The organism is Pseudomonas sp. 5P_3.1_Bac2, from assembly GCF_025465995.1.
In the GTDB taxonomy this organism is placed as follows: Bacteria; Pseudomonadota; Gammaproteobacteria; order Pseudomonadales; family Pseudomonadaceae; genus Aquipseudomonas.
The window spans coordinates 256,155-279,008 of record NZ_JANLNY010000030.1; the positions used below are offsets into that span (position 1 = coordinate 256,155).

The window sequence follows — 22,854 nt, forward strand, 5'->3', positions numbered from 1 at the left end:
CGGTGCAAGGGACTGTTTTTATTCACGGCATGGAGGGCATAAGCCGGGCGTTACTACAAAAACAAGAGAAAAAACATGTCCGGTATTAATAAGTTTCCAGGCACTCTCTCGCGCCTGAGCTGTGTTGTCTGCGTGGCCATTGGTTGTTCTGTTGCGGGTAGCGCAAGCGCCGCAGGTTTTTTGGAAGACTCTCAAGCCACGTTACGCCTGCGTAACCTCTACTACGACAATGACTTCCGTTCGGGCCATGGCGCCGGCGGTTCTCGACTGACCGAATGGGGCCAGGGATTTATCCTCAATGCCCGCTCTGGTTACACCGAGGGCACCGTAGGCTTCGGCGCCGATGTGACGGCTTTTTATGGCCTCAAGCTCGACTCCGGCGGCAAGGCCGGTGATCCCAATTCATCACGCCAGCCGGCGATTTTGTTCCCTCGCGAGAGCGATGAAAGCTCGGTGGATGATTTCTCCTGGGCGTACCTGAACCCTAAAATCCGCGTGTCGAAAACCGAGATCGTCTACGGTGCGCACCAGCCCCGGATGCCGATTGTGCAGGCCTCGACCGGGAGCATCGCGCCACAGCTATTCGAAGGCACGATGATTACTTCGCGCGAGATCGATGACCTGCTCATCATCGCGGGGATGTTTGATAAGTCCAAGGGCCGCGCCTCTAGCGACGGCATTTCGATGAGCATCAACGCTGCCAACCCGGGCCGCCGTGGCTATGCCTCCCCAGCTAACGTGGCTAAGTACGGCGCGAGCATTCCTGGCACCCCGCAAGACAGCAATAAATTCTGGTTCTTCGGCAGTGAATACACCGTCGATCCGAGCCTGACCCTGCGCTACTACTACGCGCAGATGGATGATTTTTATTCCCAGCATATGGTCGGCGCCCTGACCCAGTGGCGCGTTGGCGATGGTGTGTTGTCCGGTGATTTTCGGCATTACGACAGCTCCGGCCACGGTAAAAACCGCAGCTTCGACGGTCAGATGGAGGGGTATCTGGTCAGCGGTTTCTACGCCAACGACGTGACTTTGGGTGAAGTCGACAATCAGCTAACCAGTGCGTTGTTCAGCTACAAGTACGGTGCGCACACCTTTGGTGCGGGTTATCAGCACAGTGAAGGCGACAGCGACTTCGTCTGGCCGAACCAGGGCGACGGCAGTATCGCGCCGATCACCAGTGACATTCAGGTGAACAAGTTTGCCCGCGCTGGCGAACGCACCTGGCAGGTCCGTTATGGCTACGACTTCACGGCGTTGGGCGTGCCGGGTTTGAACCTCAACTGGATCTACCTCAAGGGCTCCAACGCGCTCTCTGCCGAAGGACCGAAAAAAGAGCAGGTGCAGATCGTCTCGATGACCTATGCGGTGCAGCAAGGCGGCCTGAAAGGCCTGGCGTTCCGTCTGGATCAGGGCAAGCTTAAAACCGAGATGCCTGGCGCCCGTGACATGACCGAAACACGCTTGACCACTGAGTACAGCATTCCTCTGCGCTAAGTCTGTCGCCACTTAGCGGGCACGCTTTGGTCTGCCCGCTAAGCCTGAGGTCGCGTGATAATTACAATTCTGGAGATGTTCCATGTCGTTCAAGCCAATTGCACCTTTGCAGCAAACCTGGTGGCAGCGGATCGAGCCATGGTGGATGGTCGGCGTACTGCTGATGTTCTATGTGATCTCGATTCTCGATCGTTTGGTGATCAACATGCTGGTGATCCCGATCCAGAAAGATCTGGGCTTATCTGACTTTGAAATCAGCCTGTTGATGGGGCCGGCTTTCGCCATTTGCTTCGGCCTATGCGGTTACCCGTTGGGTTGGATGACTGACCGTTTTTCGCGCCGTGGGGTGATTTTTGGCGGCATCGTGTTCTGGTCCGCAGCCACGGTGATGACCGGCCTGGCGAAAAGCTTCCCCGTCCTGTTCGCCGCGCGTATGGGCGTTGGCGCTGGTGAGGCCGGTCTGCAGCCGGCGGCTTACTCGCTGATTGCCGATAAATTTCCTAAAGAGCGCATGACCACCGCCTTGTCGATTTTCGGCATGGGGCCGAAAGTAGGTACTGCTTTCGCCTTCGCCGTCGGCGGTTGGGTGATTGCCTATTCGGCGGCCCACGAAGGTTTGGTGCTGCCGCTGGTGGGCGAAGTGAACTCCTGGCGTCTGGCCATGTTGCTGATTGGTGCGCCGGGCATTCTGCTGGCGTTGCTGGCCTTTACCTTTAAAGAGCCCGCGCGTAAAAACCACGTTAAACCGGCCGCTGGCAACGTCAACGTGTTCACTTACATGGGGCAGAACAAGCCACTGTTTATCAGCCTGTTGCTGGGCTTTGCCTTCTCCGCCGTGGCGGCTGCGAGTCTCGTGAGCTGGGTGCCCACTTACATCACCCGTGAGTTTGGCTGGTCGCCGAAGGAATATGCGCCGGTGATGACCATCGTCAACGTGATCAGCGCGTCGAGCATCCTCTTCAAAGGCGTCATCATCGACTGGCTGTACAAGCGCGGCATCCGCGATGCCCATGTGCGTTTCTACACTTGGCTGCTGGCCGTGACACCACCTTTGGCGATCGCTGCTTTCTGCATGACTAATCCGTACTGGTTTATGGCCATGTATGCGGTGGTGGATGTGGTGCTGGTGTCGTTCCTGCTGTATATCGCCGCCACCGTACAACTGTTGGTGCCGAACAATATGCGCGGTCAGACCACGGCCATTTTCATGCTGGTTACGGCCACTATTGCGGCAGGCATTGCGCCGACCATCGTCGCTTCGCTGACTGACTTCGTATTTGCTGATCAGCAGCAACTGGGCAAGTCGCTGATGATCGTCACCACCACGGCGAGCATCATTGCCTTTGTGGTATTGCGTTATTCTCTGCGCCATCTGCGTCCGGCTCTGGAGCAGCAGGAACGTGACAATGACGCCTTCACCCAGCAACAGGCTGAGGCCAAACCGGCTTAATAGCCGTTAAGCTAGACCCAAGCCCGCCCGGTTATGCCTGGCGGGCTTTTGTGTCATCTGAACTTAAGTCAGCGGAAACCATGGCCTATGCAGCGTTTACCTTCCCTTAATGCGATCCGCAGCTTTGTCGCGGCCGCGCGGGCGCAAAGTTTCACTGTGGCTGCGCAGCAGTTGCACGTCACCCAAGGGGCGGTGAGCCGCATGGTGCAAGCGCTGGAGCAAGAGTTGGGGGTGCAGCTGTTTAACCGCAATGGCCGCTTTATCACCTTGACCCACGCCGGCCAGGCCTATTACCAAGACGTCAGCCAGGCGCTGCTATTGATCGAAGAGGCCACCCACAAGCTGCGTCATGAGCAGGCGGGGCAGGCGTTGCAGTTGGTGGTTAACTCCGGATTTGCGATCCGCTGGCTGATGCCGCGCTTGCCGGCGTTTCAGCAGCAGTATCCGAATATTGATGTGCATATTCTCGGTGGCGAGGCGGAGCTGGCTCAGGTCAGTGATCAAGCGGATTTGTTTATCCGCTACGGCACCGGCACCTGGCCGGGAGTGCAGTGTGAGTTCCTGGCCGTGGGGAATCTGATGGGCGTGGTGTGCTCACCCACGCTTAAAGCACGGCACGAACTCAGCGGCCCGGCGGATTTAATCCAGGGCCCGCTGCTAACCCATACCCCCAGCAGTGGGTTTTGGGCTGAGTACTTTGCGCACTTTGATTTGCCTGCACCAGATTTAGGCGTGGCGCCGCGCTTCTATCAACTGATGCTGCTGGCCGAAGCAGCCATGGCGGGTTTAGGTTTCGCCCTGGTGCCACTGTTTTTATTTCAGCAGGAATTAGACAGCGGCCGTCTGGTGCTGGCCGTACCGCAAACCTTCGACTCGGCGCGCGGCTATTGCACCACCCATGCTCCCGGTGCCGACAGCGACCCCAAGGTGCGGCTGTTTAAAACCTGGTTGCAGGAGCAGGCGCAGCAGTGTCAGGGACAAACCGAAGCGCGCTGGCGATACAGCCCTGAGTAGTTGGTGAGGGCTGAATCAAGAGCGCTCAGCAGCAGGCAAAAAAAATGGCCCCGCAGGGCCATAAACACTAAGTAACAGGCGCGTAACTGGATTCAGCCGCGCCTCACTTAGCTCACGCTCAGTTGCTCAGAAGTTTGCGCAGCACCCGCTTGGCGGCGGCCAGATCAGCTTCGGGGATGCCTGCCAGCTGCTGCGCAGTAAATTCAGTGGCGCGGGCAATCAGGGCCTGGCGCAGCAGCAAGCCGGCCTCGGTCAAGGCGTATTCGCCGGCGTTGCTTTGCACCAGGCCTTGCTTGCTCAGCTCATTCAGCGCGTCCTCAATCGCGCCACGGCCCAGCAGCGATTCGTGTTCGATGGCATCCAGGCTCGCCGCGCCCAAGGCCAGGATATTCACCAAGCGCGCACTGGCGGCGGTGACGCCCAGCTCTTGCCGGTGGGCATGGAACAGGCGCGACATATGCTGGGTGGCGCTGTTCAGCAGGCTGGTGAACAGACCGTCGCCGTCACCGGCTGGGCTGTTTTGACTGGCTTGATTGTCCGCGAGCTGCGGGTGGTTTTGCGTGACCGCGTACTGGCCTTGGGCGAAGACCAGCGGCTCACCGGCAAAGCGCGCGTAGTGCTCGACCTGGCCGAGCAAAATCCAGTGGTCGCCGCCTTCATAGACCTTCACCAAGCGACACTGCAAGTGGGCAATGGCGCCGTCAATCAGTGGCGCGTTGCCTGCGCCGGCGGTCCAAGGTACTCGGTTGAAGCGTTCTTCGTGACCGCTGCCAAAGAGCTGCGAAACCTCGACCTGATCCGCCGCCAGCACGCTGATGGCGAAGTGGCTGGCAGCCATAAAGGTGGCCGCACTGGAAGATTCGCAGCGCACCGACCAGAGCACCAGGGCTGGGTCCAGGGACACCGCAGCAAAGGAGTTGGCGGCCATGCCGACACGTTTGTCGCCATGTTGCGCGGTGATCACCGACACGCCGGTAGGGTATTGCCCCAGGCAGCGGCGGAAGGCACGCCCATCGCTGAGTGGGTCGCCTTGTTCGAGCAGGCGCGAGTCGGTGGATAAAGCAGCGGGCTGCGACATTGCAGGAGTCCTTGTCCGGCCTGTGGCCGGCGATCTTGTTATTAGTGGTTAAGCCGCAAGGTGGTGGGGCGCTGCGGGTTGGCAGCGCCACGAGGGGGGCTTATTTGTAATAGGCGAGGGTGCCGAAGTCGCTGAACGGCGCCGGCTCCATACCGAACATGGTCTTGATGTACTGCCCAGCGGCCAGTTCGCGACCAGCCGAGCCGTGGTTACGGGCGGCCATCAGATCGCGGAAAACCTGTTGCAGGACGTTATCCGAAGCCGAGGCGGCAGCGCCGGCAATCGGCCACAGCAAGGCGAAGCTTTCAAAGCAGGTGGCGTTGGCGTCGGCCGACTCGAAGCGAATGCGCATGCGCTCTAAGGGGGTGGCCTCTTCGCCCTGGCAAGCCAGCTCGAACAGCGACTTCCAGTTGTTCAGGTGACGCTCACGCACGCCATGGACCTTGGTCAGCACGTCGGCCAGCTTCAGGTGCAGGAATGGGTTTTGCGCAATCGGCGCGCCGGTGCCCTGGCGGGTCAGGCGTACGCGGGACTGTTCGATAAAGGTGTTGATGCCGCACAGCGCCGTGCCGATCACCGTGTTGGTGGCGGTGGAGTTGAAAATGCCCAGGAACGACATCCAGTACAGCGGGCGGTTGTTCACTTCCCAGCCTGGGTTGGCATCGTTGTAGGTGTCGACCAGCTCATGGATACGGTAGTCGGGGACGAACACATCTTTCAGGGTCACCGACTTGCTCCCCGTGCCTTTCAGGCCCGAAACATCCCAGCTGTTGTGGTCGATGCTGAGGTCGCTGACCGGTACCACGAAGTTACGTGCGGCGCCGCCTAAGATCACCCATTGGGCGTGGTCTACGCCGCTGGAGAAGGTCCAGGTGCCATTGAGCAGGTAGCCGCCTTCAACCTTCTCCGGTTTGCCAATCGGTGCGTAGGAGCTGGAAGCGCGGGTATCCGGGCCGTCGGCCCAAAACTCATCCTGCATGCGCTTGCTCATCAGGGCGATTTCAAAGGCGTGGCAGTTGAGCTGGCCGGCAATCCAGGCCGCCGAGCTGTCGGCCGAGCCGATTTTCATAATGCCTTCGAAGAACGACGCCGGATCAATTTCCAGGCCGCCGTATTGCAGAGGAGTGAAGGTGCGGAACACGCCGGCGTCGATCATCGCCTGCACGCTCTCATCCGGCACGCGACCCAGGGTTTCCGACTCAAAGCGCCGCGCATTGATGACCGGCAGTGCAGCATCGACCGCTGCGACAAATTCGCGACCCGCGCTCAGGGCGCGCTGACGATATTGCTGCCAGCAGGCTTGGCGAGGATTAGTGTCGTTGACAGTCATTTGCAGGGAGGCGGAGGACATGGCGGGTTACCTTGGGTTGTTTTTATAGGCCCAGAATTTAGGTGGCCTGACCAACCCCACTCAAACCATATTTATGCAGGATGAATGAGAAAACCTCATGCATGGCTTTTTCTGTTCAGCGCCAAGATGGTTTATCCATCAGTTAGCCACCTACCGCTCTTACGCACTTGCCGGCAGGTTTAACTTGTTTGAAGCCTTAGCCAATTAGCGCTTTTCTAGAATTAGCGTGGACAGCCTCTGGATATATCGCTAGCTTGCTTGGTTGCCGCTAATGGCTAATTGCCCTTATGACTTTGTCATTAGTTGTGTAGGTGCCGCCAAGTGCTTGAAGGCACTGTTGACTAACAAGAACTCTCACTCGGTAAGTGTTAATGGGGACTGTATGAACGATTCTGTACAAAAAGGCGCCGACCAGAAGTTTTGCAGCGAATGCGCTGCGGTGATCAGCATCAAGGCCGAGTTGTGCCCTAAATGTGGCGTGCGCCAGACTGCTGCTGTTGGCTCATTAGGAGTGGTTGCGCCCAACGGTAAAAGCCGTATCGCCGCCGCTTTGCTGGCGTTTTTCTTGGGCGGTTTTGGGGTGCACAAGTTCTATTTGGGCAGTATTGGTCTGGGCCTGTTGTATCTGCTGTTCTTCTGGACCTTTATCCCGTCGATTGTGGCTTTCATCGAATTCATTATTTACCTGACTATGAGCGATGAAGCATTCGCACAAAAATACGGGCAAAAAGTTTAGTGCCTGTATAGATCGCAAACAGCCCGTTTATACGGGCTGTTTTGTTTCTGCGATAAGCCCTCGCAGCCTTGCTGGTGGCTTTAGTGGTGTTGGCGGGGCGACTTTAAGGGCTCATATCTTAAGCCGCGTGGTTGGGCTTAAGCTGGCGACTCATTGCATCACGACCGATGAAGCCAGTTCGCAAGCGTACGCCTGAGTGCCTGAGCTTTGGCCGCGTGCAGCAGCCGGGTATTTCAGGCAATGCCTGAACGTCGGGAATGACTTGTGGGCCGCTGGTTTTTGCAGCCTGATGAGTCGGTATCTATGGGCTGGCATAACTGCTCGGTCACTGACTTTGAGTGGCCGCTAACAGTCCAAGCCAAGGAGAGGCGCAGATGTTGCAGATATGGGGCAGACGCAGCGCGTTTAACGTGCAAAAAGTGTTGTGGTTGTTGGATGAATTACAACTTGATTACCAGCATATCGATGCTGGCGGTGATTTTGGCCTACTCGATACGCCTGAATTTTTAGCCATGAATCCTCATGGTCGGGTGCCGCTACTCAAGGACGGTGACAGCGTACTTTGGGAATCCCATAGCATATTGCGTTACTTAGCTGCGCAATATGGCGCCAGCCAATTCTGGCCAGCGGCAGCGGCGCAGCGGGCAGTCGCCGAGAGCTGGATGGATTGGGCGCAGTGCAGCTTGCAGCCGTGTTTTATCGGCGGCGTATTTTGGCTGGGCTATCGCACCCCAGAGGCGCAACAGGATAAAGCGGTATTGCGCGCCAAACTTGAGCTTTGCAATCAGTACTTTGTCTTGCTCGATGGCGTGTTAGCGCAGCGCCCCTTTTTAGCCGGCGAGCAACTGTCATTGGCCGACATCCCGGCCGGTACTCATCTGTATCGCTATTTTGAACTGGAGATCGAGCGGCCCAGCCTGCCCCATGTCGAGGCTTGGTACGCGCGCCTGCAAACGCGTCCGGCGTATCGTCAGCATGTGATGCGGCCGTTTGCTGAGCTGCGCGGTAAGTTGGCTTTTTAATCCTTTGCGCAAAGGCTGGTACGCTGATGGATCCTCTAACGGAATGCTTGGTGGCGCTTGAGCGAGAGCTGCATAAGCCTGCCGTACGGCTTGACCGGCAGCGAGTTGATCAACTGCTGCATGCGGAGTTTCACGAAATTGGCCGTTCTGGGCTTCGCTATTCGCGCGCGCAAATACTCGCTCATATGCTGGCTGAAGGGGCTTTTATGCCTGTGTACAGTCAGGCTTTTAACCTGAGCCAGTTAGCTAAAGGTGTCTGTCTACTCACCTATAAAAGTGCCGTCCTTAGTTCTGCTGGGGACTTTTTACAGCATACTCATCGATCCTCTATTTGGCGGCTGGAAGCGCAGGGTTGGCAGTTGTTCTTTCACCAAGGTACGCCTGCGGCGCAGCCATTTACGTTCGAGGTTTGCAGTAAAACCTAACGGATGCATGGCACCGCCGAATTATTGGGTGCCTCTGCATAACCGCTCAAACAGTGACAAAATGCTCGTCTCATCTGCACTGATCGGCGACCTGACCTGCATGAAAATCCTGAGCCTGCGCTTAAAGAACCTCAACTCGCTCAAGGGCGAGTGGAAGATTGATTTCGCTGGCGAGCCCTTTAAGGACAACGGTCTGTTTGCCATTACCGGGCCCACCGGTGCCGGCAAAACCACGTTGCTGGATGCCATTTGCCTGGCGCTGTATCACCGCACGCCGCGTATGAGCACGCTGTCGGCCAGCGCCAATGAGCTGATGACCCGGCACACTGCGGACTGCTTGGCCGAGGTTGAGTTTGAGGTTAAAGGTGTTGGCTACCGCGCCTTCTGGAGCCAACGCCGCGCCCGCGATAAAGCCGATGGTGCGTTGCAGGCGCCCAAGGTCGAGTTGGCGCGAATCGCCGATGGGCAAATTCTCACCGATAAGATCAACGACAAACTCAAGCAAACCGAGCAACTCACCGGTTTGGACTTCGAGCGCTTTACTAAGTCCATGCTCCTGGCCCAGGGTGGCTTTGCCGCGTTTCTAGAGGCCAACGCCAACCAGCGCGCGGAGCTGCTGGAGGAACTGACTGGCACCGATATCTACGGGCAGATTTCCCAGCGCGTGTTTGAGCAAACCCGTGAGGTGAAGGCGCAGCTGGATCAACTACGCGCCCGCGCCGAAGGTGTTGAGCTGCTCAGCGCAGAGCAGCGCGAGCAATTGCAGGAGGACGCGGCGCAGGTGCAAGCCCGCGAAGCACAGCTACAGCAGCAGAACACTGATCTGCAACGCCAACGCCAGTGGCGCAGTGAGTTGGATAAAACCCAACAGCAATTGGCACAGCTTGCCCAGACTGAGCAGTTGGCGCACAGCGAGTTACAGGCTGCGCAGCCGCAGCTTGCTAGGTTGGCCAGTAGTGAGCCGGCACAAGCGTTGCAGCCACTGCATCAGGCCGTGCAGCAAGCACGTCAGGCTTTGGCGCAGACTGAGCAGGCGCTGCGCGTTAATGAGTCCGAGAGCCGCCAGGTTGAAGACCTGATCGCCAGCCATACCTGGCAGGCGTTGCAGGCCAGCACTTATCTGCTGGGCCAGCAACAGCAAATCCACGCTCAGCTCAGCGGCCAGTTACAGCAGGTGCAGCGTCAGTTGGCTGAGCATCCCCAGCATGGCCAATTGGCTGAGCAATTGGCCGGCTGGCGCGAGCAGTTTAAAGCCCGGGCCGATATGCAGCAGGCCGTTAGCCTGGCAGAGGACGAGCACCGCTCAGGCCGGCAGGCGAGCAACCAGTGCCAGGCCAGGTTGGCGGAACAGCAACAGCGCTTACAACTTGGCCAGCAGCATTGCGACAGCGTCCGGTTGGCGGCAGAGCAGGCGGCTCAGGCGCTGCACGAGCTGCTGGCCGGCCAGGATGAGCCCGGCTTGCGCGCGGATTGGCAGCGCTTGCATGGGCAAGCCGGCGTGCTCGCGCAATTGCTAGAGCTAAGTGGCCATCGTCAGCGCCATGAGCAGGAGCAATCACAACTGCGCGCCAGTGTCGCCAACCTGGCCGAGCAGCATCAGCTTAAGACTCAGGAGCGCGAGCAGCTGCGCGGCAGCTACAAAGACCTGAAAGAACAGGTCCGAGCCCAGGAGAAACTGCTGGAACAGGAGCAGCGTATTCAGCAACTGGAAGCTTATCGCGCGCAGTTGCAGCCTGATGATGCCTGCCCGCTGTGCGGTTCTCATCAGCATCCGGCCATTGAGCGCTATCAGGCGCTGGATGTGACTTCCACACAAGGCGTGCTTGAGCGCAAACGCCGCGAGCTGGAAAGTCTGACGGAAAAAGGTCAGCAGCTGGCGGCTGAGCTGAGCGGCATCGACGCCAGCCTGGCGCAGCAGGAGCAACAGCTGGCGCGCGGCCAGCAAAGCGGCACAGAGTTGGCCGCTCGTTGGCACAGCTTAAGCGCGCAGCTCGCCACGCCGGTGGCAGCTGTCAGCGAGTTGGCAGGCCACCAACAGCAAGTGGCTACGGCAATGCAGGGACTTGAACAGCGCCTGGATCAGTTGGAGCAGCGTAAGCAGGCCCATGAGCAGGCCCGCCAACAGCAGCAAAAAGCCCTGGATCAATACAAGGCCGTCGAGCACGAGGTAAAGCTGTTGCAGCAGCAGCTGCATAGCGTCGATGAGCGCCAGCGCAAAGTCCAAACGGATCTGGCGCAGCTGCAGCAGCGAGCGCAGGTGCATGAACAGCAATTGGGCGAATCCCTGTCCGCCTTCGGTTATTCACTGCCGGATGACGGTGAGCGTTGGCTGGCCCAGCGCCAAGCGGATTGGCAAGCCTGGCAGCAGGCGCAAAGCCAAATCCAGCAGTTGCAGCAGAGGCTGACTGAGTTAAACCACGAGACGCAACAGCTTGCGCAGCATCAGCAGCGCTGGCAACAGCGCTGGACGCAGTTGCAGCTCCCCGAACGCAACGTTGCGGCCTTGAGCCAAGACGCGCAGACCCTGCTGCAACAAATCGAGCAGCAGGTGGAAGACGCCCAGCGTCGCCAGCAAGCCCTGAACGGTAGTCAGCAGACCTTACTGGCCCGCCAGCAGGACGAACAAACCCGGCTTCAGCAGGCTGAACAAGCGTGGCAGGCTGGGTTGCTGAGCAGCCCGTTTGCCACTGAGGCGGACTATTTAGCGGCCTTGCTGGGCGCCGAGGAGCGCGCCGGCTTGCAGCAGTTGCAGCAACGCCTGCACAAGGCCCTGAGTGACGCCCAAGCCTTACAGCAGGCGGCTCAGCAGCAGTGGCAAGCCTTGCAGGCAGCTCCGGCGACGCAGCTGAGCGCCGAGCAGCTTGCCGCCCAGCTCGCAGAACTGGCCGAACAGTTGAAACAGTTGAGTCAGCGCCAAGGCGAAATCCGCGCCCAGCTACAAGGCGATGACCAGCGCCGCGTCAGTCAGCAAAGCCTGTTTGCCGAGATCGAACAGCAGCAAGGCCAGTTTGATCTGTGGCAAAAACTCAATAGCCTGATCGGTTCCGCCGATGGCGCCAAGTTCCGCAAGTTCGCCCAGGGGCTGACGTTGGATCACTTGGTCTATCTGGCTAACCAACAGCTACAGCGCCTACATGGCCGCTATCAGCTGGCGCGTAAAGGCAGTGGTGAGTTGGAGCTGGAGGTGCTCGACACCTGGCAGGCCGATGCCGCCCGCGACACCCGTACGCTATCTGGCGGCGAAAGCTTTTTGGTCAGCCTGGCCCTGGCTTTGGCGCTGTCGGATCTGGTCAGCCATAAAACCAGCATTGACTCGCTATTCCTCGACGAAGGCTTCGGCACCTTGGATGGCGAAACCCTGGAAGTGGCGCTGGATGCTCTGGATAGCCTCAATGCCAGCGGCAAAATGATCGGCGTGATCAGTCACGTCGAAGCCCTGAAAGAGCGCATCCCGGTGCAGCTCAAAGTGCACAAGAGCCTGGGCATGGGCTACAGCCAGCTGGATAAACGCTATGCGGTAACGGGCTGAGCCGTAAACCTTAGCGCGCGGCATTAGCCGAATGATTGGTGTGCCGATGGTGGATGGCTTCGTCCATCCACCCTACGCGATAGATGGTGTGCCCTGAGTTTTCGTAGCCTGGATGAGCCGCAAAGCGGCGTAATCCGTGAGAGCCCACCAGGGTGCAGTTATTCACTCTGAGTTATTCAGGGCTGCGCTGGCGGTGGGGTTCGCTGCCGGCTTGCTGACGCGACTCACCTGCGTACGCGGATCAAACAGCAAGCGCAGCTAAACCGGCAGGTCGAGGGACGCGGGTTTGTTCGAGGGGGCTGGCAGGGTTGGCGTCTGAGGGCGATGACTTAGGCCAAAGCGGTGTTGTGGCTGCCCGACAAGCTGATTTTTCTGCTGGACAGTTTTCCCCAATCATTTGGACCAGTAGAGTGCCCGTTTGCATTGATTGAGTGCGGCGGACTCCATGGCGTTTTGGCTGGTAACAAGTTTATTTGTTCTTACCTACTTAGGCATGGCCCTGGGCCGGCTGCCGGGGCTGCGGGTGGATCGCAGTTGGCTGGCGGGGGCCGCAGCGGTGTTGTTGCTGTTTAGCGGCGCAGTGACGCCGCAGCAGGCCGCCAGCCATTTGGATGCCGGCGCTTTATTGCTGCTGCTGGGGCTGATGCTGATCAGTGCGCAGTTTGATTTTTCCGGGGTGTATGCCTGGCTTAATCAACGCTTAAGTCACTGGGCCGATCGCCCGGCGCTGTTGCTGTTGGGGGTGGTGCTGTTATCTGGCTTGCTGTCGGCCATCCTGGTCAATGACATCGTCGCTTTCGCCCTGACGCCGCTGCTGTGCCATAGCTTGCTGGCGCGCCAGCTCGACCCACGGCCGTTTCTGTTGGCCCTGGCGTTGGCGGCCAATGCCGGTTCCAGCGCGAGCTTGATCGGCAATCCGCAAAATATCCTCTTGGGCCAGGCCGGTAACTTGGATTTCTGGGGCTATATGGCGGTGGCGGCGGTGCCGGCGTTGGCCGCATTGGTTATCAGCTATGGCGTGATCTACTGGCAGTGGCATAAGCGCTGGGGCGTGGCGCAGCCCGTGCCGCCGGCGGATGAGGGCGCCCCGGCGCAGCAGGTGTATGGCGCGCGTAGCTACCTCAAACCTTTGCTCGCCAGTGCGGTGCTGCTGATGCTGTTTTCCAGCAGCTTGCCGCGGGAGTTTTCTGCCCTGGCCGTGGCCGCGGCATTGATGATCTCGCGACGTTTTGCCAGCCGCGACTATGTGCAGCAGGTGGACTGGAACCTGCTGCTGCTCTTCGCCGGGCTGTTTATTGTCACCGGCGCGGCCGTCGAGCTGCCGCAGATCACCGCGCTGGCGCAGCAGTTGAGTGAGGCCGGCTGGCTGCCTGAGGGGCTCTGGTCGTTAACCGGGGTGGCGCTGGTGGGCGGCAATCTGATTGGCAATGTGCCTTTGGTTATTTTGCTGTTGGGCGTGCTCCCGGAAGCCAGCCAGGGGTTGCTGATCAGCTTGGCGATTCTTTCCACCTTGGCCGGCAACCTGTTGATTATCGGCAGCGTGGTTAACTTGATCGTGGCCGAAAGTGCCCAGCGTCAAGGCGTGCAACTGGGCTTTATGGACTTCGCCCGCAGCGGCCTGCCGGTCACGCTGCTCAGCCTGGCGGTGGCCGTGGCCTGGTTGGGTCTAGGCGGTTGGTTGCCTTGGTAGGGCTGGGCGGCGGGCTGCCCGGCTAGCGATTAGCTGGCAGGCAGCCCATCAGCGTTTTACTCGGCCCAGTAATGCTGGCGCCAGGCTTGCTGTTGTTCGGTGCTGTGGAAGGTCCAGGCGACAAAACGGCTGATTTTTTGCCCTTGGGCCATCTCCACGGTCTTCACTTGTACGGCGCCGGCCTTGGCCAGTGCGGCGTAGACCAAGGGCAGGTTAGCGGCCTTGGAGATCAGGCTGCTAAACCACAGCACCTGCTTAGCCACGGCCACACTTTGTTCGATCAAACGACTGACAAAGGCCGCTTCGCCCCCCTGACACCACAGCTCGGCTGCCTGGCCGCCGAAGTTCAGCACCGGCAGTTTGCGCTTAGGGTCGAGCTTGCCGAGGTTCTTCCATTTGCGCTTGCTGCCGCTGCTGGCCTCGGCGGCGCTGGCATGGAAGGGCGGGTTGCACAGGGTCAGATCAAAGCGTTCATCCGCGTTAAGGAGGCCGTTAAAGATCTGCTGGCTGTCAGCTTGCTTGCGCAGCTCGATCAGCTTGTCTAAACCATTGCTGTGCACGATAGCCTTGGCCGAGCTAAGGGCGCTGTCGGCAATATCAGCGCCGACAAACTGCCAGCCGTATTCACGGTTACCCAGCAGCGGATAAATACAGTTGGCGCCTACGCCGATATCCAGTGCGCGCAGGCGTGGCCCCCGGGGGATCACGCCGTCATTGCCCAAGGCCAAGAGGTCGGCTAAGTAGTGCAGATAATCGGCGCGTCCCGGAATGGGCGGGCACAGATAATCCGGCGGAATATCCCAGTGCGCGATGCCGTACTGCTGCTTGAGCAAGGCGCGGTTAAACGCCTTGACTGCCGCCGGGTTGGCGAAGTCGATGGACTGTTTGCCGTAGGGGTTAAGAATCACGAACTCGGCCAGCTCCGGGCTTTTGGCGATCAGCGCGGGGAAGTCATAGCGACCTTGATGGCGATTACGCGGGTGCAGCTCACCCTTGCTCGCCGCCAGTTTGGCCGTTGGCGCAGAGGCCTTGGTTGCCTTGGCGGGCTTGCTGGGGTGGCCACCAGCGGCTGGCGGGCGGACGTTACGGGGAGCTTTCGGCGACTTGGACATAACTCGGTATCTAGACAATCAAGGCGCGGATTTTCCCATGCTTTGCCCGCGCCTGCTTGCTCAATCGCCAGCGCGCCTGATCAAAGGCCCGCGTTGCGCATCACAGCGGAAACAACCAGGGCACCAGCAGCACGCAAACCAGCATCACCAGCAAGGTAAAGGGCACGCCGACCCGGACAAAATCACCAAAGCGGTATTGCCCCGGCCCCAGCACCAACGTGTTCACGGGAGAGGAAATCGGCGTCATAAAGGCCGCTGAAGCCGCCAGCGCCACGGTCATGGCAAAGGGCAGGGGTGATGCATCCAGGGCTTGGGCAGTGGCGATGGCGACTGGCGCCATGAGCACGGCGGTGGCGGTATTGGAGATAAACAAGCCAATCACCGCGGTGAGGGCAAACAGGCAGCCGAGCAGCAGGTGCGGGCCGGCAGCGCCGAGGCTGCCGACCAGGGTTTGGACGGCCAGATCAACCCCGCCGGTTTTCGCCAATGCTTGGGCAAAGGGCAGCATGCCGACGATCAAAATCAGCGTCGGCCAGTGAATGGCGCGGTAGGCGCTGGGCAGATCAATGCAGCGAAACGCGCCGAGCAGCAGGCAGGTGATCAGCGCGGCCTGCACATTGGGCACCACACCGCTAACCATCAAGCCGACCATCACCAGCAAACACAGCAGGGCGTAGGGGGCCTTGCGCGCCGCGGGCGCCACCTCGGCCACTTCAGCAGGCAGGCTAAGCACTAAGAAGTCGCGGCTTTGCCCTTGCAGGCGGTGGATGTCAGTCCAGTTGCCGGCGACCAGCAAGGTGTCGGCGGCATGCAGTTTTTCATCCACCAAAACGCCTTCCAGCGCCTGGCCCTGACGGCGCACGCCGACCACATTGAGTTTGTGCTGTGAGCGGAATCCCAGCTCTTGGATGGTCTTGCCCGGCAGTTGCGACTCCGGCGGCAAGGCCACCTCCGCCAGGCCGAGCTCGTGGGCATGCAGGCTGAAGTAGGAGTGGGGCAGGGCGCGCGGCTCCAAGCCCAGTTGCTGATAAGCGCCGAGCAGGCCAATGGTCGGGCTGGCGATATCCACCAGCAGCACATCGCCCGGCTCCAATACCGTGTTGCCGGTGGCGTTAAGCAGTAAGGTGCGCAGGCGTTGCCGGCGTTCAATGGCGATCACGTTAATGGCGTAATCGCGGCGCAGCTCCAGCTCATTTAAACGCTGGTTAACCAGTGGCGAGTTAGGCTTGAGGCTCAGGCGCCGCTCCCGTTCGGTCAGGCGATAGCGCGCGGCCAAATCGGCCATCGTCAGTTGCGGGATTTGTCCGCCACGCTGCTCGGCACGTTGCCCTAGCCAACGCCTGGCCAGCAGCATATACACCACGCCAAGGACTAACACGGTGAGGCCAATCGGGGTAAAGGCGAAGAAGCTGAAACCTTCCAGACCGGCGCGGCGCAGCTCGGCGTGCACCACCAAATTGGGGGGCGTGGCGACTAAGGTGAGCATGCCGCTGATCAGCCCGGCAAAAGCCAACGGCATCATCAAGCGCGCAGGGGCAATGCGCAGGCGGGCGCAAACACCGAGTACCACCGGAATAAAGATCGCCACCACGCCGGTAGAACTCATTACCGAGCCCAGCCCTGCCACAGCCAGCATCAGCAGAATAATCAAGCGTGTTTCGCTGCTGCCGGCCCGGGCCACCAGCCAGTCACCGAGGTGATAGGCAATGCCGGTGCGCACTAAGGCATCGCCGATCACAAACAGCGCGGCAATCAGAATCACGTTGGCGTCGCTAAAACCGGCCAGCACCTCGTCCATGCTCAGCACGCCGGTCAGCGGCAGGGAGACCAGCATCAGCAAGGCCACCACATCGGTGCGCGGCTTGTTCAGGACAAACATGCCGACGGCCACGGCCAGCAGGCCGAGGACGCTGATTAGGTCGATACTCATAACCGCTTAGGGATAGCCCAAAAGGGTTTTGATCGCGTTGAGGTTAGCGCTGATCCACTGCGGGTTAATCGCGCCCCAGTCGCGGATCTGGTAGTGCCCGGCGTTATTGCGCTCGCCGGCTTCTTGCTGAAATTCGCAGAGAATATCCAACTCGCCCAGTGCGGCCAGGGTGTCCTGGGCGGTGCGCCGCGGCATGCCGGTGGCTTCCATCAAGGCTGGCACGCTGGTGGCTGCGCCGCTATGGATCAGCCAGGCCACGTACAAGCGGCGGTAAAAGCTGGTTTTAGTTTTGCTGACTTCCATTGCATGTCCTTAAGCACAGGTGACGGCTGCGTGGATAAAAAAGGCCCGCTAAAGAGCGGGCCTTGGACGCTTACAGGTTGGCGATTTTGCCGCGCTGCTCGACCATATTGCGCAGAGCCAGTTCTGCTTCGGCCAATTTGGCCCGCTCCTTCTCCAGCACCTCGGCTGGGGCTTTCGCGACAAAACCTTGGTTGCTCAGCTTGCCGCCGACGCGTTGCACTTCGCCGTCGAGACGGGCGATTTCTTTATCCAGACGCGCCAGTTCGGCGTCTTTATCGATCAACCCGGCCATTGGCACCAGCACCTGCATCTCACCGACCAGTGCGGTGGCGGACATCGGCGCTTCTTCACCGGCTTCCAGCACCCGTACCGATTCCAGCTTGGCCAGCTTGTTGAGCAGCGGCAGGTTGTCGGCCAGGCGGCGACGGTCTTCGTCGTTGGCGTTGGCGAGGATGATGTCGATGCGCTTGGCCATGGAGATTTTCATCTCGCCACGGATCTGACGCAGGCCCAGCATCAGTTGCTTGACCCACTCGATATCGCCTTCGGCAGCCGCGTCGATGCGCTCTTCATTGGCCACAGGCCACTGCTGCAGCATGATGGTGTCACCGCTGACGCCGGCTTGGCCTTTGATGCGCTGCCAGATTTCTTCGGTGATAAAGGGCATAAACGGATGGGCCAAACGCAGCGCCACTTCCAGCACGCGTACCAAGGTGCGACGGGTGCCGCGCTGGCGTTCGAGCGGTGCGTTCTCGTCCCACAGCACTGGCTTGACCAGTTCCAGGTACCAGGCGCAGTACTCGTCCCAGATAAATTCGTACAGCGCCTGTGCGGCCATATCGAAGCGGAACGCGTCCAGCTGACGGGTCACTTCGGCTTCAGTGCGCTGCAAGGCCGAGATGATCCAGCGATCCACCGACGACAGCTCGACGGGCTCACCGTTAACGCCGGTGTCCTGGCCATCGGTGTTCTCGATGACGAAGTTGGCGGCGTTCCAGATCTTGTTGCAGAAGTTGCGGTAACCCTCAACGCGGCCCATGTCGAACTTGATGTCACGACCAGTAGAGGCCAGCGCCAGGTTGGTGAAGCGCAGGGCATCGGTGCCGTAGGCGGCGATGCCTTCGGGGAACTCGGCGCGGGTCTGCTTGGCAATTTTTTCGGCCAGCTTAGGCTGCATCATGCCGCTGGTGCGCTTGGTCACCAGGGCTTCCAGATCGATACCGTCGACGATATCCAACGGGTCCAGCACGTTGCCCTTGGACTTGGACATCTTCTGGCCCTGGCCGTCGCGTACCAGGCCGTGCACATACACGGTCTTGAACGGAATCTGCCCGGTCAGGTGGGTGGACAGCATGATCATCCGGGCAACCCAGAAGAAGATGATGTCGAAACCGGTCACCAACACGTCGGTGGGGTGGAAGGTCTTGAGGAAGTCGGTCTGCTGTGGCCAGCCGAGGGTGGAGAAGGTCCACAGGCCGGAGCTGAACCAAGTGTCGAGAACGTCTTCGTCCTGACGCAGGTTGGCGTCGCCCAGGTTATGGGTGGCGCGCACTTCGGCTTCGTCGCGGCCGACGTAGACATTGCCGGAGTCGTCGTACCAAGCCGGGATACGGTGGCCCCACCACAGCTGACGGCTGATGCACCAGTCTTGGATATCACGCATCCAGCTGAAGTACATGTTCTCGTACTGTTTGGGCACGAACTGGATTTCACCGCTCTCTACCACGGCGATGGCTTTTTCTGCCAACGGCTTGGTGGAGACGTACCACTGGTCCGTCAGCCATGGCTCGATGATGGTGCCGGAGCGGTCGCCTTTCGGCACCTTGAGGGCGTGATCTTCGATTTTTTCCAAAAGGCCGGCGGCGTCGAAGTCGGCAACGATTTGCTTGCGTGCTTCGAAGCGATTCAGGCCTGCGTATTTCGCCGGCAGGCTGCCGTCGAACTGGTCATTCACACTGCCGTCGAGGTTGAACGCTTGGGCGGTGGCCAGCACGGCGGCGTTCTTGTCGAAGATGTTGATCAGCGGCAGGTTGTGGCGCTTGCCGACTTCATAGTCGTTGAAGTCATGGGCAGGGGTGATCTTCACGCAGCCGGTGCCGAACTCAGGGTCGCAGTAATCGTCAGCGATGATCGGGATGCGCCGGCCAACCAACGGCAACTCGACGAAGCTGCCGATCAGGGCCTGATAACGCTCATCCAGCGGGTTCACTGCGACGGCGCTGTCGCCGAGCATGGTTTCCGGGCGAGTGGTGGCGACGATCAGGTAATCCAGACCTTCAGCGGTCTTCTTACCATCGGCCAGGGGGTAACGCAGGTTCCACAGGCTGCCTTTCTCGTCGTGGCTTTCCACTTCTAGGTCAGAGATGGCGGTGTGGAACTTGGTGTCCCAGTTCACCAGACGCTTGCCGCGATAGATCAGGCCATCTTTATGCAGGCGCACGAAGGCTTCTTTCACCGCCTCCGACAGGCCTTCGTCCATAGTGAAGCGTTCGCGCGACCAGTCGACCGAGCTGCCCAGGCGCCGGATCTGCCGGGTGATGGTGCCGCCGGATTGTTCCTTCCATTGCCAGACTTTCTCCAGGAACTGGTCGCGGCCCAAATCGTGCCGGCCAATGCCTTCAGCAGCGAGCTGACGCTCAACCACCATCTGGGTGGCGATCCCGGCGTGGTCGGTGCCCGGCTGCCACAGGGTGTTACGGCCCTGCATGCGGCGGAAACGGATCAGCGCGTCCATGATCGAGTTGTTAAAACCATGGCCCATGTGCAGGCTGCCGGTGACGTTCGGCGGCGGGATCATGATGGTGTAAGGCTCGCCCGAGCCTTGCGGGGCGAAGTAATTATTCGCCTCCCAGTTTTGGTACAGGGCAGTTTCAATGGCGTGCGGCTGGTAGGTCTTGTCCATCGCGGCGGGACCCTTATGACGGCTAATCGGGAAAACCGCGGAGTATAGCGGGGAAGGCCCCGCTGGCGTAAGGCCAAAGGCATTGGGACGGACAGAGGGGGAGTGGCGCCAGCTGTTGAGCCGCCACAGCCTGGTCTTGTGTGGCGGTGCATGTGGCCACCTTTATCCACGGCGGCCAAGCGGCTGCGCCGTGTTAACCGCGCGACCGGGCGTATCTCAAGGCCGGTTACGCCTGTGGATAATCCAGGCGACGGAGGCGGCTGCTGTCCTTGCTTCAGAGCAGGGTCGCAAGGCCCGAAAGCGAGTTTTAACGGCGAGGCGGCAAGAGGCGGGCGAGGCGGGCTTGTAGGCGCTGCTTAAGTTCGGCTTCGATCTGCGGCACGAAGTCGTCGATCACGTCTTGCAGGATCAGTTGGGCGGCGGCGCGTAGCTCGTTATCCAGGCGGTTAACTTCACTGTCGCGGCTGATGCTTTGCGCCACGGTTTCGCGCAGGGCCTGTACTGCCGGGGGCACGCTGGTGGGCAGGTTGGCTTGGTCGATAGGGGCTTGGTGCGGTGCGTTGACCACATCGGACAGCAGGGGAATGCTGTTGGGGTCCAGGGAGTCGATTAACAACGGCGGCTCGACCTGTTCGTCGCCCAGCAGTTGGCGGATCGACTCCAGATCATTGAGCAGGTGGGCGGGCTTTTGCGTGGGCTTCGGGTTATCCATGGTGTTTTATTACAATTCGACTCGTTTGGGATCATAGCCGCGCTGGCGGTAACTGCGGAAATTCTCCCGGCAGGCGGTCAGTAACTCGGGCTCTTGGTTGACGATTTCAATCACCCGGCTGAAGTGCTCAACCTGTGGTGACAAACTGCTGGCTAGGTTGATCAGCACGGATTGGGCCACCTCGGGCTGCTCATCCAAACCAATCACAACCGGCGCCTGGGCGTCGTCCTGATACAGGCTGTGGGGCACAAAGCTTTCAGCGCGAAAGCGCCACAGCCAATCATCCAGCTCCTGGCACTGCTGCGCATCACTGCCGCGTAAAAACACCGGTACGCCCGCGCGCCAGGCTTTACCCGCGAGTTGGCAGGCGGCGCGGATACGTTCGGCCGCAGTAGCGGAGGACAGTACGTAGAATTCGATGCGAGGCATGGGCTGTGGATTGCGCCAGTAAAAATGCCCACGCCACAGGGCGAGGGCAGGGAATAGATGAACGCTGTACGGCGTAAGACACAGTCTAGAACGCCTATAGGGCTGGCATTCTAGACTGATTCGCCGCTGTTAGGCTTGGCTGCGATCGAGCAAATACTGAGTCAGCAGCGGCACCGGACGACCGGTAGCGCCTTTATCCTTACCGCCGCTGATCCACGCGGTGCCGGCGATATCCAAATGCGCCCAGTTAAATTTCTTCGCGAAGCGCGACAGGAAGCAAGCCGCGGTGATGGTGCCGGCTTTCGGCCCGCCGATATTGGCGATGTCGGCAAACGGGCTGTCGAGCTGCTCTTGGTATTCGTCAAACAGCGGCAGTTGCCAGGCACGGTCGTCGGCTTGCTGACCAGCTTTAAGCAACTGGCCGATCAGCTCATCGTTGTTGCCCAGCAGGCCCGAGGTGTGCGAGCCGAGGGCGACGATGCAGGCGCCGGTGAGGGTGGCGATGTCGATCACCGCTTGCGGCTTAAAGCGCTCGGTGTAGGTCAGGGCGTCGCACAGTACCAAGCGGCCTTCGGCGTCGGTGTTGAGGATCTCGACGGTTTGACCGCTCAGGGTGGTGACGATATCGCCAGGGCGCGAAGCGGTGCCGCTGGGCATGTTCTCGGCACAGGCCAGCACGCAAACCAGGTTGATCGGCAGTTGCAGCTCAAGCACCGCACGCAGGGTGCCGAATACGCTGGCGGCGCCGCCCATGTCGTATTTCATTTCATCCATGCCGGCGCCCGGCTTGAGGCTGATGCCGCCGGTGTCGAAGGTGATGCCTTTACCCACCAGCGCGTAAGGCTTCTGGCTCTTCTTGCCACCGTTGTACTGCATCACGATCAGGCGTGGCGGTTGCGCACTGCCTTGGCCGACGGCATAGAAGGAACCCATGCCCAGTTCTTTGATCTTCTTCTCGTCCAGAACTTCAACCTTCAGACCTTTGAACGCCTTGCCCAGGGCCTTGGCTTGTTCAGCGAGGAAGATTGGATGGCAGATGTTTGGCGGCAGGTTGCCTAAATCTTTGGTCAGGCTCATGCCGTTGACGATGGCCTGAGCGTGCTGGCTGGCGCGTTCAACGTCAGCCAAATTGGCTTTGCCTGCCAGCAGGGTGAGTTTTTTCAGGCTGATGGCTTCAGCCTTGGTGCTCTTGAAACGGTCGAAGCAATAACCGGCGTCGGCCAGGATTTCGACCAGCAGTCGGGTTTTGCTGTAGCTGTCACGACCTTTGACTTGCAGCTCGTCGAGAGCCAGCACGGCGTCGCTGCCGGCCAGGGTTTTCAGGTTGCTGTAGATAGCACTGGCCACTTTACGCAGCTGGCGGTCAGTTAATTCGCTATCTTTACCGATGCCGACCAGCAGCACGCGTTCGGCCTTAAGGGCAGGCAGGCTGTGGATTAGCAGGGTTTGCCCGAGCTTGCCGGCCAGGTCGCCACGTTTGAGCAGGGCACTGATCGCACCGGCGCTGGCACTGTCTATGGCTTTAGCGCTAGCGCCTAGTGCGCCGCCTTCGCCAACAGGGACGACCAGGGTGGCGGTTTTCAGTGTTTCCGGACGAGCGTTCTTAACAATAAATTCCATTAGGTGGCGTCCCCAAGACAACAAGTCGGTATTTCAGGATAATGCCGGCAATTT

17 protein-coding genes are annotated in these 22,854 nt (G+C 59.8%); 8 read left to right on the top strand and 9 right to left on the bottom strand.

Annotated features, from left to right (window positions below):
• Window positions 1-75 precede the first annotated feature (75 nt).
• From NTD81_RS20510 to NTD81_RS20520, 3 genes are all read left to right on the top strand, one after another.
• On the top strand, window positions 76-1,497 hold the full coding sequence (locus tag NTD81_RS20510) for an OprD family porin (protein ID WP_262184597.1): 1,422 nt from the start codon (window positions 76-78) through the stop codon (window positions 1,495-1,497).
• Window positions 1,498-1,579: 82 nt separating this feature from the next.
• Window positions 1,580-2,947, top strand: coding sequence for a spinster family MFS transporter (locus tag NTD81_RS20515; RefSeq protein ID WP_262184598.1), 1,368 nt, complete (start codon window positions 1,580-1,582; stop codon window positions 2,945-2,947).
• A gap of 87 nt (window positions 2,948-3,034) precedes the next feature.
• Window positions 3,035-3,961, top strand: a complete 927-nt coding sequence (locus NTD81_RS20520; RefSeq protein ID WP_262184599.1) for a LysR substrate-binding domain-containing protein — start codon at window positions 3,035-3,037, stop codon at window positions 3,959-3,961.
• Between the two features lie 118 nt (window positions 3,962-4,079).
• Here the strand turns inward: NTD81_RS20520 and NTD81_RS20525 are convergent, their stop codons facing one another.
• Window positions 4,080-5,039, bottom strand: coding sequence for a flavin reductase (locus tag NTD81_RS20525; RefSeq protein ID WP_262184600.1), 960 nt, complete (start codon window positions 5,037-5,039; stop codon window positions 4,080-4,082).
• 100 nt (window positions 5,040-5,139) lie between these two features.
• Window positions 5,140-6,390 carry a hypothetical protein gene (locus NTD81_RS20530; RefSeq protein ID WP_262184601.1) on the bottom strand — a complete coding sequence of 417 codons (1,251 nt, stop codon included), beginning with the start codon at window positions 6,388-6,390 and terminating at the stop codon, window positions 5,140-5,142.
• Window positions 6,391-6,772: 382 nt separating this feature from the next.
• Between NTD81_RS20530 and NTD81_RS20535 the strand changes: the two genes are divergently transcribed.
• The 5 genes from NTD81_RS20535 (at window position 6,773) to NTD81_RS20555 (ending at window position 13,792) form a co-directional block, all read left to right on the top strand.
• On the top strand, window positions 6,773-7,126 hold the full coding sequence (locus NTD81_RS20535) for a TM2 domain-containing protein (RefSeq protein ID WP_262184602.1): 354 nt from the start codon (window positions 6,773-6,775) through the stop codon (window positions 7,124-7,126).
• 374 nt (window positions 7,127-7,500) lie between these two features.
• Window positions 7,501-8,148 (top strand): glutathione S-transferase family protein, encoded by a 648-nt coding sequence (locus tag NTD81_RS20540; RefSeq protein WP_262184603.1) that lies wholly within the window; start codon window positions 7,501-7,503, stop codon window positions 8,146-8,148.
• A gap of 26 nt (window positions 8,149-8,174) precedes the next feature.
• Entirely contained in the window at window positions 8,175-8,573 is a 399-nt protein-coding gene (locus NTD81_RS20545) for a DUF4440 domain-containing protein (protein WP_262184605.1), read from the top strand.
• A gap of 100 nt (window positions 8,574-8,673) precedes the next feature.
• Complete coding sequence (locus NTD81_RS20550) at window positions 8,674-12,102, top strand: AAA family ATPase (protein WP_262184776.1); 3,429 nt, start codon at window positions 8,674-8,676, stop codon at window positions 12,100-12,102.
• A 445-nt stretch (window positions 12,103-12,547) separates the two neighbouring features.
• Entirely contained in the window at window positions 12,548-13,792 is a 1,245-nt protein-coding gene (locus tag NTD81_RS20555; protein ID WP_262184606.1) for an SLC13 family permease, read from the top strand.
• 56 nt (window positions 13,793-13,848) lie between these two features.
• Here NTD81_RS20555 and rlmF read toward each other — a convergent pair whose 3' ends face one another.
• The 7 genes from rlmF to NTD81_RS20590 all read right to left on the bottom strand — a co-directional run bounded on the left by rlmF (window position 13,849) and on the right by NTD81_RS20590 (window position 22,800).
• Window positions 13,849-14,904, bottom strand: coding sequence for a 23S rRNA (adenine(1618)-N(6))-methyltransferase RlmF (gene rlmF, locus NTD81_RS20560; RefSeq protein ID WP_262184607.1), 1,056 nt, complete (start codon window positions 14,902-14,904; stop codon window positions 13,849-13,851).
• A 100-nt stretch (window positions 14,905-15,004) separates the two neighbouring features.
• On the bottom strand, window positions 15,005-16,834 hold the full coding sequence (locus NTD81_RS20565; protein ID WP_262184608.1) for an SLC13 family permease: 1,830 nt from the start codon (window positions 16,832-16,834) through the stop codon (window positions 15,005-15,007).
• Window positions 16,835-16,840: 6 nt separating this feature from the next.
• Window positions 16,841-17,137 (bottom strand): winged helix-turn-helix domain-containing protein, encoded by a 297-nt coding sequence (locus tag NTD81_RS20570; RefSeq protein ID WP_262184609.1) that lies wholly within the window; start codon window positions 17,135-17,137, stop codon window positions 16,841-16,843.
• Window positions 17,138-17,207: 70 nt separating this feature from the next.
• Window positions 17,208-20,039 carry a valine--tRNA ligase gene (locus NTD81_RS20575; protein WP_262184610.1) on the bottom strand — a complete coding sequence of 944 codons (2,832 nt, stop codon included), beginning with the start codon at window positions 20,037-20,039 and terminating at the stop codon, window positions 17,208-17,210.
• 307 nt (window positions 20,040-20,346) lie between these two features.
• Window positions 20,347-20,751: a DNA polymerase III subunit chi gene (locus tag NTD81_RS20580; RefSeq protein WP_262184611.1), complete on the bottom strand. Its 405-nt coding sequence runs from the start codon at window positions 20,749-20,751 to the stop codon at window positions 20,347-20,349.
• Between the two features lie 9 nt (window positions 20,752-20,760).
• Window positions 20,761-21,180: a DNA polymerase III subunit chi gene (locus tag NTD81_RS20585; protein WP_262184612.1), complete on the bottom strand. Its 420-nt coding sequence runs from the start codon at window positions 21,178-21,180 to the stop codon at window positions 20,761-20,763.
• A gap of 129 nt (window positions 21,181-21,309) precedes the next feature.
• Window positions 21,310-22,800, bottom strand: coding sequence for a leucyl aminopeptidase (locus NTD81_RS20590; RefSeq protein ID WP_262184614.1), 1,491 nt, complete (start codon window positions 22,798-22,800; stop codon window positions 21,310-21,312).
• Window positions 22,801-22,854 lie beyond the last annotated feature (54 nt).

Bases quoted from the DNA above. Each gene is read 5' to 3' on its own strand.
- NTD81_RS20510 (WP_262184597.1), top strand. From the start codon at position 76: ATGTCCGGTATTAATAAGTTTCCAGGCACTCTCTCGCGCCTGAGCTGT.
- NTD81_RS20515 (WP_262184598.1), top strand. From the start codon at position 1,580: ATGTCGTTCAAGCCAATTGCACCTTTGCAGCAAACCTGGTGGCAGCGG.
- NTD81_RS20520 (WP_262184599.1), top strand. From the start codon at position 3,035: ATGCAGCGTTTACCTTCCCTTAATGCGATCCGCAGCTTTGTCGCGGCC.
- NTD81_RS20525 (WP_262184600.1), bottom strand. From the start codon at position 5,039: ATGTCGCAGCCCGCTGCTTTATCCACCGACTCGCGCCTGCTCGAACAA.
- NTD81_RS20530 (WP_262184601.1), bottom strand. From the start codon at position 6,390: ATGTCCTCCGCCTCCCTGCAAATGACTGTCAACGACACTAATCCTCGC.
- NTD81_RS20535 (WP_262184602.1), top strand. From the start codon at position 6,773: ATGAACGATTCTGTACAAAAAGGCGCCGACCAGAAGTTTTGCAGCGAA.
- NTD81_RS20540 (WP_262184603.1), top strand. From the start codon at position 7,501: ATGTTGCAGATATGGGGCAGACGCAGCGCGTTTAACGTGCAAAAAGTG.
- NTD81_RS20545 (WP_262184605.1), top strand. From the start codon at position 8,175: ATGGATCCTCTAACGGAATGCTTGGTGGCGCTTGAGCGAGAGCTGCAT.
- NTD81_RS20550 (WP_262184776.1), top strand. From the start codon at position 8,674: ATGAAAATCCTGAGCCTGCGCTTAAAGAACCTCAACTCGCTCAAGGGC.
- NTD81_RS20555 (WP_262184606.1), top strand. From the start codon at position 12,548: ATGGCGTTTTGGCTGGTAACAAGTTTATTTGTTCTTACCTACTTAGGC.
- rlmF (WP_262184607.1), bottom strand. From the start codon at position 14,904: ATGTCCAAGTCGCCGAAAGCTCCCCGTAACGTCCGCCCGCCAGCCGCT.
- NTD81_RS20565 (WP_262184608.1), bottom strand. From the start codon at position 16,834: ATGAGTATCGACCTAATCAGCGTCCTCGGCCTGCTGGCCGTGGCCGTC.
- NTD81_RS20570 (WP_262184609.1), bottom strand. From the start codon at position 17,137: ATGGAAGTCAGCAAAACTAAAACCAGCTTTTACCGCCGCTTGTACGTG.
- NTD81_RS20575 (WP_262184610.1), bottom strand. From the start codon at position 20,039: ATGGACAAGACCTACCAGCCGCACGCCATTGAAACTGCCCTGTACCAA.
- NTD81_RS20580 (WP_262184611.1), bottom strand. From the start codon at position 20,751: ATGGATAACCCGAAGCCCACGCAAAAGCCCGCCCACCTGCTCAATGAT.
- NTD81_RS20585 (WP_262184612.1), bottom strand. From the start codon at position 21,180: ATGCCTCGCATCGAATTCTACGTACTGTCCTCCGCTACTGCGGCCGAA.
- NTD81_RS20590 (WP_262184614.1), bottom strand. From the start codon at position 22,800: ATGGAATTTATTGTTAAGAACGCTCGTCCGGAAACACTGAAAACCGCC.